At 45.8% G+C, this 13,997-nt stretch carries 13 protein-coding genes and 2 pseudogenes; all 15 read left to right on the top strand.

The genetic code is table 11. The features are described from left to right. Window positions 1–585 (top strand): hypothetical protein (locus DWX65_RS15055; protein WP_199535062.1); only part of this gene is annotated, 585 nt, incomplete at its 5' end. A 12-nt stretch (window positions 586–597) separates the two neighbouring features. After that, complete coding sequence (locus DWX65_RS14375; protein WP_055147993.1) at window positions 598–813, top strand: hypothetical protein; 216 nt, start codon at window positions 598–600, stop codon at window positions 811–813. 357 nt (window positions 814–1,170) lie between these two features. Continuing rightward, window positions 1,171–1,545, top strand: coding sequence for a TnpV protein (locus DWX65_RS14370; protein WP_001129922.1), 375 nt, complete (start codon window positions 1,171–1,173; stop codon window positions 1,543–1,545). A 366-nt stretch (window positions 1,546–1,911) separates the two neighbouring features. Continuing rightward, a complete protein-coding gene (tet(O), locus tag DWX65_RS14365) occupies window positions 1,912–3,831 on the top strand; it encodes a tetracycline resistance ribosomal protection protein Tet(O) (protein WP_109215033.1) in 1,920 nt (639 codons plus the stop codon). A 50-nt stretch (window positions 3,832–3,881) separates the two neighbouring features. Next, window positions 3,882–5,102, top strand: coding sequence for a tetracycline efflux MFS transporter Tet(40) (gene tet(40) / locus DWX65_RS14360; protein WP_109215034.1), 1,221 nt, complete (start codon window positions 3,882–3,884; stop codon window positions 5,100–5,102). A 599-nt stretch (window positions 5,103–5,701) separates the two neighbouring features. Then, window positions 5,702–6,211 (top strand): sigma-70 family RNA polymerase sigma factor, encoded by a 510-nt coding sequence (locus tag DWX65_RS14350; protein WP_105116765.1) that lies wholly within the window; start codon window positions 5,702–5,704, stop codon window positions 6,209–6,211. A 94-nt stretch (window positions 6,212–6,305) separates the two neighbouring features. Further along, the gene (locus tag DWX65_RS14345; RefSeq protein WP_000323895.1) at window positions 6,306–6,731 is read left to right on the top strand and encodes a sigma-70 family RNA polymerase sigma factor; all 426 of its coding nucleotides are present in this window, start codon (window positions 6,306–6,308) and stop codon (window positions 6,729–6,731) included. Between the two features lie 83 nt (window positions 6,732–6,814). Further along, window positions 6,815–7,289, top strand: a pseudogene (locus DWX65_RS14340) (RNA polymerase sigma factor). Window positions 7,290–7,443: 154 nt separating this feature from the next. After that, window positions 7,444–8,476 (top strand): annotated as a pseudogene (locus DWX65_RS14335) (AAA family ATPase). Between the two features lie 517 nt (window positions 8,477–8,993). Then, window positions 8,994–9,959, top strand: a complete 966-nt coding sequence (mobV, locus tag DWX65_RS14330; RefSeq protein WP_001820668.1) for a MobV family relaxase — start codon at window positions 8,994–8,996, stop codon at window positions 9,957–9,959. Between the two features lie 8 nt (window positions 9,960–9,967). Continuing rightward, entirely contained in the window at window positions 9,968–10,822 is an 855-nt protein-coding gene (locus DWX65_RS14325; protein WP_000743700.1) for a ParB/RepB/Spo0J family partition protein, read from the top strand. A gap of 45 nt (window positions 10,823–10,867) precedes the next feature. Further along, complete coding sequence (locus DWX65_RS14320; RefSeq protein ID WP_001206986.1) at window positions 10,868–11,098, top strand: YdbC family protein; 231 nt, start codon at window positions 10,868–10,870, stop codon at window positions 11,096–11,098. A gap of 71 nt (window positions 11,099–11,169) precedes the next feature. Then, complete coding sequence (locus DWX65_RS14315; RefSeq protein ID WP_001820669.1) at window positions 11,170–11,361, top strand: hypothetical protein; 192 nt, start codon at window positions 11,170–11,172, stop codon at window positions 11,359–11,361. 54 nt (window positions 11,362–11,415) lie between these two features. Continuing rightward, window positions 11,416–13,272 (top strand): recombinase family protein, encoded by a 1,857-nt coding sequence (locus DWX65_RS14310; RefSeq protein ID WP_001820670.1) that lies wholly within the window; start codon window positions 11,416–11,418, stop codon window positions 13,270–13,272. A gap of 334 nt (window positions 13,273–13,606) precedes the next feature. Further along, the coding region (locus DWX65_RS14305) for a T7SS effector LXG polymorphic toxin (protein ID WP_158564754.1) at window positions 13,607–13,997 on the top strand (391 nt) is incomplete at its 3' end.

Genomic DNA, 13,997 nt, shown 5'->3' with positions numbered 1-13,997 from the left:
GGCGCAGTATTAAATGATGCGGATGTGGGTTCGGCTGTAAAGGGTGGTAGATATTCGAACTTAGGTAATATGTCATTTGAGGATGGAAAGCAATATTCATCGTGGAGTAAACTTAGAGAAGAGGGATTGTCACTTGAACAAGTAGAAAAAATAAAAGGCACACCAAAGGGACAGAAACCATTACCAGAAACTTATTTGAGTGAGGAATATATTAATAATCATCTAAATTCATTCAAGAAAAGTGGTGCGGTAAAAATAATGCCAAGTGAGCCATCAGGAACAATTGGTGGTAAAGGTGGTACATTTGTAATGTCTGGGGATGAACTAAGTGAAATAATTCGAAACGCAGATGGGGATGTGGCTAAAATAGAAAGTGTTTTGGGATTAGACAAAGGATATTTAGGAAGTAATCCTGTTATAGTGACAATTCAGGACACATCTAGTTTAAGACTTCCATCTGGCAATGAATTAGGTGCATGGCCGGAATACTGGGAACCAGGCGGCTATACAAGTGGTGGAATAAAAGAAGCAGTTATTAATCCGGCGAAAGAAGGAACATATACATATAAACATTTATTTGAATAGAGGTGCTTTAAAATGAAGTTAATTATAGAAGATGAGGGTATTAGTCTACTGGAAAACAAAGGGCAATATTATCTTCAGTATGATGCAGGAGCGCATATGATAAAGAAAAAAAGAATTGAAATTACAAATGAAGAGGCGGAGTTATGCCAATTAGATGTTGAAGAAATGTATAATCTTATTTTGCAATATCAAAATGATGGTGTATATGGTGAAGATGTAGTTGAATAAAATATATAAATTTAATTATGGTTATACTTTAGGACTCCAAAACCCTTAACTCAAAAAGCTATTTTACTCTCTGTCTGTTCACGAAGTGAATGACATACAGAGATTAATAATAGCTTTTTGTCATTTACCTAAAGGGGAAAGGACTCCTTATGGCGAAATTTGCCCTCAGGTATACAAAAGGATTTGTCTGACATTTTATTTCTAAGGTACTGTAAAACATTGATTTTACTGACTTGTTTCAAGTTGGTGTTTTCATTCTTACACAGAACTATTGTTTGATGAAATCAAAATGACACACAGATGTAGGACGGATTTTGCGGACATTCAAAATAAAAAAGAATGTGGAGGTAACAGACAATGGCAAAATCATTATTTGAGGAACTGGGCGGCAAATACGAAAGGCAAGGGGATTATTTGATACCGTGCTTAACTGTACCCGCCGAAGAAGAACAGGCAATAGGCATCTGGGGGCAACGGCATTTAGATTATCTAAAACAGTACCGTAAAGTTACATACACCAATCTTCTTACAAGCGGCAGGCTAAACGCCTACCTTGCCGACATCAACAGACAGGCACAGGAACGCTTTGAAAGGCTCATAGAGGGTATGAAACAGGCACAGGGCATAACGGAACAGCTAAAGGCAGAAAACGCCTTAGAATGGACAGGATGCCTCAATAACATAAGGGCTTGTGCGAGGGAGATTGTGGAAAAGGAAATTATTTTTGCATAAACAGATGATTAGTGGCAGGGGGAAATCCTGCCGCTTTTTCTGCTTTAGTTTGTCAGCTTGACAAATAAAGGGTTAAGGAATATAATTAGATTCAGTATTATACAAGGAGTTAATAAATATGCGGCAAGGTATTCTTAAATAAACTGTCAATTTGATAGTGGGAACAAAAAGTAGCAGTCCCGTTTCACTTTTAATATGGGGCTTAGTTTTTTGTACCCAGTTTAAGAATACTTTTATCATGTAATTTTATATGCCCGAAAACATATAAGTGTTTTGGGGCTATTGGAGTTATTTACCCAGTGATAGGAGTATTTATCACTGGGTATTTTTATGCCCTTTTTTGGGTGTTGATAGGAGGAAAATCACATGAAAATAATTAACTTAGGCATTCTGGCTCACGTTGACGCAGGAAAGACAACATTAACGGAAAGTTTATTGTATACCAGTGGTGCAATTGCAGAACTAGGGAGCGTAGATGAAGGCACAACAAGGACAGATACAATGAATTTGGAGCGTCAAAGGGGAATCACTATCCAGACAGCAGTGACATCTTTTCAGTGGGAGGATGTAAAAGTCAACATTATAGATACGCCAGGCCATATGGATTTTTTGGCGGAAGTATACCGTTCTTTATCCGTATTAGACGGAGCAGTATTATTAGTTTCTGCAAAGGATGGCATACAGGCACAGACCCGTATACTGTTTCATGCACTACAGATAATGAAGATTCCGACAATTTTTTTCATCAATAAAATTGACCAAGAGGGGATTGATTTGCCAATGGTATATCGGGAAATGAAAGCAAAGCTTTCTTCGGAAATTATAGTGAAGCAAAAGGTTGGGCAGCATCCCCATATAAATGTAACGGACAATGACGATATGGAACAGTGGGATGCGGTAATTATGGGAAACGATGAACTATTAGAGAAATATATGTCAGGGAAACCGTTTAAAATGTCAGAACTGGAACAGGAAGAAAACAGGAGATTCCAAAACGGAACGTTATTTCCCGTTTATCACGGAAGCGCTAAAAACAATCTGGGGATTCGGCAGCTTATAGAAGTAATTGCCAGTAAATTTTATTCATCAACGCCTGAAGGTCAATCTGAACTATGCGGGCAGGTTTTTAAGATTGAATATTCAGAGAAAAGGCGGCGTTTTGTTTATGTGCGTATATATAGCGGAACATTGCATTTGAGGGATGTTATTAGAATATCTGAAAAAGAGAAAATAAAAATCACAGAGATGTGTGTTCCGACAAACGGTGAAATCGTCCCGGCTGACCATGCCTGTCCGGGAGAAATTGTTATTTTAGCTGATGATACTTTGAAACTGAACGATATCCTGGGAAATGAAAAACTCCTGCCTCACAAAACACGGATTGATAATCCCATGCCATTACTTCGGACAACGGTAGAGCCGCAAAAGCCGGAGCAAAGGGAAGCCCTGTTAAATGCCCTCGCAGAGATTGCTGATACAGACCCTCTTTTGCATTTTGACATTGATACTGTTACCCATGAGATTATGTTATCTTTTTTGGGGAATGTGCAGATGGAAGTCATTTGTGCCATCCTTGAGGAAAAATATCATGTGGAGGCAGAAATAAAAGAGCCTACTGTTATATATATGGAAAGACCGCTTAGAAAAGCAGAATATACCATCCACATAGAAGTCCCGCCAAATCCTTTCTGGGCTTCTGTCGGGTTGTCCATAGAGCCGCTCCCTATTGGAAGCGGAGTGCAGTATGAAAGCAGAGTTTCACTTGGATATTTAAATCAATCGTTCCAAAATGCGGTTATGGAGGGGGTTCTTTATGGCTGCGAGCAGGGGCTGTATGGATGGAAAGTGACAGACTGTAAAATCTGTTTTGAATATGGATTGTATTATAGTCCTGTAAGTACCCCCGCAGACTTTCGGCTGCTTTCCCCTATCGTATTGGAGCAGGCTTTAAAAAAAGCAGGGACAGAACTATTAGAGCCATATCTCCACTTTGAAATTTATGCACCGCAGGAATATCTCTCACGGGCGTATCATGATGCTCCAAGGTATTGTGCAGATATTGTAAGTACTCAGATAAAGAATGACGAGGTCATTCTGAAAGGAGAAATCCCTGCTAGATGTATTCAAGAATACAGGAACGATTTAACTTATTTCACAAATGGGCAGGGAGTCTGCTTGACAGAGTTAAAAGGATACCAGCCAGCTATTGGTAAATTTATTTGCCAACCCCGCCGCCCGAATAGCCGTATAGATAAGGTTCGGCATATGTTCCACAAGTTAGCTTAACAGCTTGCAAAAGTCATATAAAATGAGATTTGAAAGGAGAATGTAACTTCATGTTTGCTAAAAATTCAAAGGCATATTCTGTCTACCTGCTGTTCCGATTTGTCTGTTCCCTGGCGGTTTCTATGTCCACAGTGCTTTCCATCGTGTACCACCTGGAGGTGGTGCAGCTGGATGCTTTCCAGCTTGTCCTGGTAGGGACGGTTCAGGAGACCTCCTGCTTTCTGTTCGAGATGCCCACCGGTGTGGTGGCGGATTTGTATAGCCGTCGGCGCTCGGTGCTGATTGGAATGTTCCTCTACGGCCTGGGCTTTCTGATGGAGGGTGCGCTACCGTGGTTCGCGCCGGTTCTGCTGGCCCAGGTTGTCTGGGGTTGCGGTGATACCTTCATCACCGGCGCTCTGGAGGCGTGGATTGCCTCGGAGGAAGAGGACAAACCCATAGACAAGGTGTTCCTGCGGGGCAGTCAAATGGGGCAAATCGGCGGCGTTCTGGGCGTGGTGCTGGGCACACTGCTGGGAAACATAAACCTGCAAATGCCTCTCATCTTGGGGGGCAGTTTGTGCTTGTTGTTGGGGCTGGTGATGGTTCGCATCATGCCAGAAACCAACTTCTCCCCTGCTATTGAGGAACGGCAGGGCTTGCTTAAAGACTTTGTCTGCCTGTTCAAGCTCAACCTGGGCTTTGTGAAAGGCGCACCTGTGTTGCTGGCGCTCTTAGCAATCACACTATGCGGGGGACTTGCCAGTGAAGGCTTTGACCGGCTCTCCACCGCTCATTTTCTGGATGACACGGTAATACCCGTTATCGGGCCGCTGAACAGCGTCACTTGGTTCGGTGTTATCAGTCTTATCGGCAACGGCTTAGGTATTCTGGCTTCTCAGTTGCTCATCGCCCGCATGGAGAAAAAAGGGACTGTCAGCCGAACCAGTGTGGTCATGTCCACCAGCGCCGGGTATATCCTGTTCCTGGTTCTCTTCGCGGTGGGGCGGAGCTTTTGGTTCATGTTGTTGGTGTTCCTGCTGGCGGGGCTTATGCGCACCATCAAGGAGCCTGTGCTGGCCGCCTGGATGAACGACCAAGTGGATGAGAAAATGCGCGCCACAGTCTTTTCCACCAGCGGACAGCTGGACTCTTTCGGGCAGATCATCGGCGGGCCTATTGTGGGGCTGGTAGCCCAGCAGGTGTCCATACCCTGGGGGCTGGTCTGTACCGCTTTCCTGCTGTTGCCCGCGCTGTTCTTAGTGCCGGTGGCGGGAAAGAAGCGGGATTGATATGGCATAGTTAAGTTTACTGACGAGCGGGAGATTACTTCCGCTCGTCTTCATTTAGTAGCGCAAAATTTGAGGACTCTTTATTTCCTTATTCGGTATAGCGGAGGCGGCTGTCAATTCGACATAATTTTCTTGTGATACTTTACCGTACATGAGCATTTGTTTCGTATTTGAAAGAACAAACTCACCAAATAAAAAAAACGATATTCGGGTGGGTTATTTTGTTATACCCTAAATTACCCTCTGAATTTGTTTTTAAATTTGGAGGGATTTTTTTATGTCCTTTTTTCGGGCAGTTATCTATCTGCTCATACGAAGCAAAATTTATCAATACATAGCATATCAGAGAACGGCAGGAAACCAGTTAAAAAAATTTCTGCCAGTGCAACGGTACTTCTCACCTTGAAAGTAGAAGTACAATCTCCATACAATAGAATTACTATTTCCTATAACCGTAAAGGTCACAGAGCCTTTGCGGTTTTTCTTTTGTCGATTTTTGTTGGAAAGTGCCGTAGGGCTGTTTCTGATATGCGGTGTCGTTCTCCGCCTCTCCATCTGGATTTTTTACATTTCAAAAATTCAGATGGGAGGTATTTATGGTGAAATATGCACCAAGAAAGGTATATATCAGAGAAAGTGGCGGCTATGTGGAATTATCCTACACGGAGTTCTGCCGTTGCAGGGAATCCGACCAGACCTATATGGACAAGCTGTTTATCCCCATTCAAGGCTGTCTGCTTGAAGTCGTGAGGGAGCAATACACAGACTTCTACCGTGACAAGGAACGGTGGCGTTATCTGCAAAAATTAGATACAAAGAATAGACTGCTATCTCTCGACGGATTTACGGACAGCGAGGGGAATCCTCTGGACTTTATCACTGATGAAGCGGTGGACATTGCAGAAACCGTTGTCAATGCGGTCATGGTGGACAGGCTGAAAGCCGCCCTGCCTTTGCTGTCGGATAGTGAACAGGAGCTGATACAGGCAATCTTTTTTGACGGACTTTCCGAGCGTGAAGTCGGGGCGAGGTTGGGCATAACCCAGAGCGTTGTAAACAAACGCAAAGCCAGAATCCTAATAAAACTAAGAAAGATAATAGAAAATTAAAATTTAAGGCGTTCAGCCCCCTTGTTTTTTCCTTTGGGAAGATGAGGGGGCTTTTCTCTGCCCTCTCAATCAATTCTGATTGGAGGAAGTAAGAATGGCATACAACCACGGACGGGAGGACAGGAAATGGCGTATCTGGAAAGAAGCGGAGGAAAAGCTGCTGCGTGAGTGCGGCGTTGATGAAGCGACCATTGAGCAGATACGCATGGCGGACAGGGCAGACTTCAATTCCAACAGGCGGTTTTACCGATGGACGAATGACGTTGCGGAATATCTTGAGGACATGGCAGGCAGGGAGCGGCAGGCGGAAGTGGGTACGGTTGCGGAGTTACTGGAAGAGATTGAGAGCGAAAATCTCTATCAAGTATTAGTCACGGTGGACGGGCGTACCTTGAAAATCGTCCTGCTGAAAATGCAGGGGTATTCCACAAAGGAGATTGCCCCGCTTGTGCATTTGACGACTGGTGCCATCTATGCGAGGTTAGACCATCTGCGGAAGAAGCTGCGGAAAATTTTATAGCTTCTAAAACAGCCTGCCATCCTGCGGGCTACTGGGTGAGGGATGGAAATCCCCTCACTCATTTTTTGCAGGAGGACAACAGGATGGCATACAGGGTTAAGGCATACACGCTTCGGGAGGAATCCACGGAAAGCGGCACAAGGTATTTTATCAGCTTTAAGGACGGGCAGGGCAAATCCCACGAGTTGGAAGTGTCGGAACAGTTCTTTATGGAGTTTCGGCAGATGGAGCGCAGGAACAGGAATCTTTTCTAATGGGACGAGCGGCACAGGGAGTTTAACGAGGTATGGGACGAAACCCTTTACAGACGGGCGTTGCGTGTGCCTAAGAGCCTTGATGAACGCATGGTTGAGGAAGAACGGAATGAAACGCTCTATAAGGCGGTTGGGAGCCTTCCAGAGATACAAAGGCGGCGTTTCCTGCTCTACTACGAGTATGAGTTCAATTTTTACCAAATCGCCGCTATGGAGCATTGCACCGCTTCGGCAATACAGAAATCTGTTGCGATTGCAAAGGAGAAAGTAAAGGCGGAAATTGAAGAAATATCTCCAACCGTGACCGACACCGCCCGAAAAAGAAATCTGTTTTTTATTTGTGTGGGATTGGCGGCATTACATACTCTCACTTTTTTCCGTGGGAGTAAATCTATTTTTAAGGAGGTCAACGCCTATGTGCAACGAAAACAAAGACACCGCCCGAAAGGAGGAAAGCCATGCAGAAGTTACAGACAGTCAACGCCGAAACGCTCCTTTATGAACCGCTTGAGAAACCATCCTTTGTGGTGGACAGCCTTATCCCGACAGGCTTATCGCTGTTCTGCGGCTCACAGAAGATAGGCAAAAGCTGGCTCATGCTGAAGCTATGCTTATGCGTGTCGCAGGGAATCCCTTTATGGGATATGCCGACAATGGAGGGCGATGTGCTTTACCTCTGCCTTGAGGACACGTTCTGCCGCATACAGGACAGGTTATTTCGTTTGACGGACGAAGCAAGCGGGCGGCTCCACTTTGCCGTGGCAAGCTGCAAGCTGTCAGACGGTCTTATCGTGCAGCTTGAAGATTATCTGAAAGATTACCCAGACAGCAGGCTCATTGTCATTGATACCTTGCAGAAAGTCCGTACAGCTTCAAAAGACAATGCCTATGCAAGCGACTATGGGGACATCTCCCTCATCAAAGACTTTGCCGACAGGCACTCTCTGGCGGTCATTGTCGTACACCACATCCGAAAGCAGAATGACAGCGACGTGTTCAACAAGGTGTCTGGGACGACAGGATTAACGGGGAGTGCGGACGCTACCTTTGTTCTGGAAAAGGAGAAACGTGCGTCTGACACCGCCAAGCTGTATGTGACGGGCAGGGACACGCCTTATCAGGAATACACGCTGCGTTTCCGTGATTGCCGTTGGGAGCTTGTGGAGCGGAAAACGCAGGAGCAGCTTGCGAAAGAAACGATACCAGATGTCCTTTTTCGGTTGGTGGATTTTATGAGGGATAAGGAAGAATGGATAGGCACGGCAACGGAACTGTTAGCCGCTATGGGGGAAACGGAAACCATACCCACGGTGATTACGAAATGGCTGAATGAATACCGCACCACATTTTTAAGCGAGAACCGTATCTGCTACCAGTACAGCCGCAGGAAAGACGGCAGGCGGATTGCCCTTGCAAGGAGGGCGGGTGACAGCGGTGATGGTGGTGACAGCGATATTAGGATACCCCCCTGTTACTGTCATTGACGCTTAAAGCCATGTAAAGCTGGCGGCTCTGCCCTGCGGGTGACAGCAGTGACGGTGGTGACAGTGATTTTAGGATACCCTGCCGCTGTCATCCCTACGGGAGAACACCCCGTAAACGCAAAATGCAGGCGTGAGATTTACTCGCCCTTTTCGGTCGTGTAAAACCACCCCTGCGGTCAGAAAAATCATTCCGATTTTTCCGACTGCGTTTACAGGGTGTAACACACTACACTTTGCCCTGCAAAGTCGTGTGCCAGACGTTCCCTCTGGACTCCCTTAAGGCAGGGCTGTGCCCTGCTATCCTACGCCTTACGGCTTCGGATAAAAGAATGGCGGCATGACGGTGACGGCTCTTGCGAGGGGGGTATCCCAAAAACACCGTCATCATCGACATGACCGTCATGCAGGGGGTGAGGGTGACAGTTGCGGCAGTCGGCAGGGGGTATCCCAAAACTGCTGTCACCACCGTCACCGCTGTCACCCCAAAGGACGGTCACCCGCCGAAAGAAAGGAGGAATCCGCCTATGCCTTATGCAATCCTGCGTTTCCAGAAACGAAAAGCGGGCGGCGTTGCGGCTTGTGAACGCCACAACGAGCGGAAGAAAGAAGCCTACAAAAGCAACCCAGATATAGATATGGAACGCTCTAAAAACAATTACCATCTCATAGCACCACCAAAGTACACCTACAAGAAAGAGATTAACCGCATGGTAGCCGAAGCGGGGTGCAGGACAAGGAAAGACAGCGTGATGATGGTGGAAACGCTCATCACAGCTTCACCAGAATTTATGAACCAGTTACCGCCCGAAGAACAAAAAGCGTATTTCCAGACGGCTCTTGACTTCATTTCGGAGCGTGTTGGAAAGCAGAATATCCTCTCCGCTGTCGTCCATATGGACGAGAGAACGCCCCATATGCACCTCTGCTTTGTGCCGATTACGCCAGACAATAAGCTGTCAGCGAAAGCTATCTTAGGCAACCAGAAATCATTATCCGAGTGGCAGACCGCCTACCATGAGCGGATGTCCTCACGGTGGAATCAGCTTGAACGGGGGCAGTCCTCAATGGAAACCAAGCGGAAACACGTCCCCACATGGCTCTATAAATTAGGCGGCAGGCTTGATAAACAGTATGAAGAAATCGTGTCTGCCCTATCCGACATCAACGCCTTTAACGCAGGGAAGAAAAGGGATAAAGCGTTAGATTTACTCTCTGCATGGCTGCCAGACGTGGAGAAATTCTCTAAGGAAATCGGGAAACAGCAGGCGTATATCGACAGTTTGAAAGAGAGAATTGGGCAGGAATCAGACTATGCGGGGCGTATGCGTGATGAAAAGTACGAGCAGGAACTAAAGGTGCAGAAAGCGAATCAGAAGATATTTGAATTGCAGAGAACCAACGAGCAGATGGGGCGGCTGCTGTCAAAAATACCGCCCGAAGTGTTGGAAGAATTGCAGAAAAATCATAGAAGCAGAGCGAAAGAAAGGTAGATATGTGAATGAAGAAACAGGATTTTAAGGTGTTAAAGACCAAAGACTTGTACCCGTTCCCTGACAATCCGTTTCATGTGGCAGAAGATGAAACACTGTCAGAGTTAGCGGAAAGCATCAAGGAATTTGGCATTGTCACGCCGATAATCACACGCCCGAAAGAGGACGGGGACGGTTATGAAGTGATTGCAGGACAGCGGCGTGTCCGTGCTTCTGAACTTGCAGGGATAAATACCGTGCCTGCGTTTGTCCTGCCCTTAGACCGTGACCGAGCCATCATCACCCTTGTAGACAGCAATTTGCAGCGTGAGAATATCCTGCCATCGGAGCGGGCGTTTGCTTACAAGATGAAATCCGAAGCCATGAAGCGGCAGGGTTTCCGCACAGACTTAACCTCGTCACAAGTTGTGACGAAGTTGCGGACGGACGACAAGGTGGCACAGGGCTTCGGCGTGGGCAGGATGACCGTGCAGCGTTTTATCCGCCTGACGGAACTGATACCGCCGATTTTGCAGATGGTGGACGAGGGGAAAATCGCCCTCACGCCTGCGGTGGAACTGTCCTTCTTGAAGAAAGACGAGCAGGAAAACCTCTTTGCCACGATGGAGAGCGAAGAAGCAACGCCCTCACTCTCACAGGCACAGCGGATGAAACAGTTAAGCCAGAGCGGGCGGCTTGACATGGATACGATATTTGCGATTATGACGGAGGAAAAGGGCAACCAGAAAGAAACCTTGAAAATCAACACAAGCAAGCTGAAAAAATACTTTCCGAAGAACACAACGCCGAAGCAGATGGAGGAAACCATCATCAAACTTTTGGAGCGTGAGTTGCAGAGGAAACGCAACCGTGACAGCCGCTAATCTTCTTTTTTCGGGAAGTAAATACAGAGAGTTGAGGTATGGAGAATGAGAGAAATCCAGTATGAAATCGTAAAGGAAATCGCAGTATTGTCTACGGGCGACAGTGGCTACACAAAGGAAATCAATCTCATTTCATGGAATGGGAAAGAGCCGAAGTATGACATCCGCAGCTTTTCCCCGAACCGTGAAAAGTGCGGCAAGGGAATCACGCTGAACGCTGATGAAGCGGCGGCACTCCTTAAAGCATTACAGAAAGAATTAAACAGCGAGGATTAATGGTATCTGATTGGCAGGGCGGGGACATTTCCAAACTCTTCCCTGCCCTGTCTGGAAAGGAAGATTTAAGTATGGGCGAGGATAAGAAAGCAGATAAAAAGAGAAAGCGTATCGTGCCAAAAGCACCAGTGCAGATGATAATCAGCCGTGAATATGTCGGCACACAGACCGTTACAGAAGCGTTTGTCCCGATTATCTCCGAGGATATTCGGAAGAAGATTGCCGAGGGCGACACCTTCGACAATGAGGGGCTGTCCGCTTAGAATGTACGCAATGGGACATGAAAACAGATAGGACAGATACGGAGGTTTTACAGTATGGCAGGAATCAAAGAAGAAAAGAAAATCTATTTAGTCGGCATTTATTGCCGCTTATCTAAAGACGATGGTACGGATAACGAGAGTGCGAGCATTGCGACACAGAAATCCATCCTCACGGATTATGTGAAAAAGCAGGGATGGCACATAGCAAAAACGTATGTGGACGATGGTTATTCTGGTACAAATTTCCAAAGACCAAGTTTCCAGAATATGATAAAAGACATTGAAAGCGGTCTGATAAACTGCGTGATTACGAAAGATTTATCCCGTCTGGGGAGAAACTATCTTGATTGTGGGTTATATCTGGAAGTTTTCTTCCCAGAGCATAACGTGAGGTATATAGCGGTCAATGACGGCGTAGATACCTTGAATAAATCTGCTATGGACATCACGCCTTTCCGCAACATTTTAAACGAAATGTATGCCGCTGACATATCTGTTAAGATAAAATCGGCATATCGGGCGAGGTTTCAACAGGGGAAATTCATGGGAACTACCGCCCCTTATGGCTATATCAAAGACCCTGCCGACCACAACCATCTGCTGATAGATGATAAAGTGGCACATGTTGTAAAAGAGATATTCGACCTTGCATTAAAAGGGAATGGAGTTGCCAAAATTTGCAGACATCTTAATAAACAGCATATCCTACGCCCTGCCGCTTATGCGGCGGAGCGTGGCGAAACAGGCTTTGAACGTCATTTTGAGGGGAACGAGGACAAACGCTATATTTGGAGTGGGAACAGCGTGAGGAGCATTTTAAGAAGCCCGATATATGCGGGAAATCTTGTAGGCTACAAACGGATTGCCGCCAATATGAAAAGCAAGAAACGCCCCTCTAAGCTGCCCGAAGAATGGGAAGTGATACCCAATACCCATGAGGGAATAGTCACGCAGGAGGAATTTGATATTGTCCAACAGCTTATTACAAGTCGTAGGCTTCCACAGAACAAGGGAGGATTTGTAAATATTTTTGCAGGCGTTATCAAGTGTGTGGACTGCGGATGTGCTCTGCGGGCAATGAACGTACACAGGAGGAAACGCCCAGAGATTATCGACTGTGTACAGTATTCATGTAATAATTATGCAAGAAACGGAAGAAGCGAGTGTAGTGCCCACAATATAGAAGCAAGGGATTTATTCAATGCCGTTCTTGCCGACATCAACTGTTTTGCGGATATGGCAGTGAATGATGAAAAGGCGGTCAGGGCCATAGAAAAGCGGCTCACGGAAACAGACCAGAGCAGGGCGAAAGCATTAGAGAAAGAACGTAAGAAGCTGAACAAACGCCTTGCGGAACTGGACAGGCTGTTTTCCTCTCTCTACGAGGATAAGGTCATGGAGCGTATTACCGAGCGGAATTTTGAGATGATGTCGGGGAAATACCAGAAAGAGCAGCTTGAAATTGAAGCAAGGCTGAAAGAGGTGACGGAAACTCTTAATGAAAGCTACGAGAAATCACGGGGAATCCGTGACTTCCTCGCCCTTATCCGAAATTATCAAGGCTTAAAAGAACTGGATGCAACAGTTATAAACGCACTCATAGACAAGATACTTGTTTCGGAGCGTGAGAAGATGGCAGACGGAACAGTGAAGCAGGAAATCAAGATTTACTATAAATTCATCGGCTTTGTCGATGAATTACATATCATACCTACAAAACGGTGGGCAGCAATGCCCGCTAAAAATTGTACGGTGTGCGGCGTTGAATATGTCCCGGGCTCTGGTGCATCAAGGTATTGTCCTGCTTGTGCCAAGAAGATACGGAGGGAGAAATCAAACGAGAGCAAACGCAGGAGCAGAGAACAGAAAAGGATAGCATGTATGAACTGTCCGCAAAAAATGACCGACTGAATATGGACTCTATGCTGGAGTTTATAAGGTCTATTTTGATAGCAAGAACAGGAAGTCCTGCTATATCAGTAACTAATTATCAGGCTGATAAAATTAGATACCAATGTTTATGCATCCAAGGTACATTCTTTTTCAACGGTATCCGGTGAGGTAGAAGGAAAACAGCTTACAGTTCCGGATTTAAATGTATCAATGGATGCTATGACAGCGTACCGGGCAGGCTTTTCACAGTTAATTGGTCTGATGAGTTATTATCAGAGCCTCCTGACGCAGGATGCCGGGAAGCTTCTTTGATGAAAATGATAAAGACAAAATAGGGGGAGTGGAGAAAGTTATGGGATTTCAGGTAAAGTATGAAGAAATTACCAGCATTCGGGAACTGATTCTGGCACAGCTTGACCGGTGGATAGAACAGATAGATGTGGTAAGAAGCAGTATTGTAGAGATTGCTGCCATGTCGGAGATGCATGGAGAGGCAGCAGAGCATGGAAGAAGCTATATGTGGGATTATCATATGAATCTTGCAAATATGATAAAAGATACGATAGAAACCTACCGGAGCAGCTTTATACTCTACACAGACTGGTATTATAATATTGATTCTGACCAGATGGCAGAGATGTCCCAGGATTCCATGGAGGGACTGGAGGAGAACATCCAGGGAGCCAGGTCAGACTTTGATGCGGTAGCAGAGGAAGTGGCGGATATTGAGAGAGAACTGTCTG

It is taken from the genome of Roseburia sp. AF20-18LB (assembly GCF_003461185.1).
Taxonomy (GTDB): domain Bacteria; phylum Bacillota; class Clostridia; order Lachnospirales; family Lachnospiraceae; genus Roseburia_C; species Roseburia_C amylophila.
Note: the sequence above shows the minus strand (reverse complement) of the source record. Positions and strands in the feature narration are given on the sequence as shown.

Bases quoted from the DNA above. Each gene is read 5' to 3' on its own strand.
- DWX65_RS14375 (WP_055147993.1), top strand. From the start codon at position 598: ATGAAGTTAATTATAGAAGATGAGGGTATTAGTCTACTGGAAAACAAA.
- DWX65_RS14370 (WP_001129922.1), top strand. From the start codon at position 1,171: ATGGCAAAATCATTATTTGAGGAACTGGGCGGCAAATACGAAAGGCAA.
- mobV (WP_001820668.1), top strand. From the start codon at position 8,994: ATGCCTTATGCAATCCTGCGTTTCCAGAAACGAAAAGCGGGCGGCGTT.
- DWX65_RS14325 (WP_000743700.1), top strand. From the start codon at position 9,968: ATGAAGAAACAGGATTTTAAGGTGTTAAAGACCAAAGACTTGTACCCG.
- DWX65_RS14315 (WP_001820669.1), top strand. From the start codon at position 11,170: ATGGGCGAGGATAAGAAAGCAGATAAAAAGAGAAAGCGTATCGTGCCA.
- DWX65_RS14345 (WP_000323895.1), top strand. From the start codon at position 6,306: ATGGCATACAACCACGGACGGGAGGACAGGAAATGGCGTATCTGGAAA.
- DWX65_RS14310 (WP_001820670.1), top strand. From the start codon at position 11,416: ATGGCAGGAATCAAAGAAGAAAAGAAAATCTATTTAGTCGGCATTTAT.
- DWX65_RS14320 (WP_001206986.1), top strand. From the start codon at position 10,868: ATGAGAGAAATCCAGTATGAAATCGTAAAGGAAATCGCAGTATTGTCT.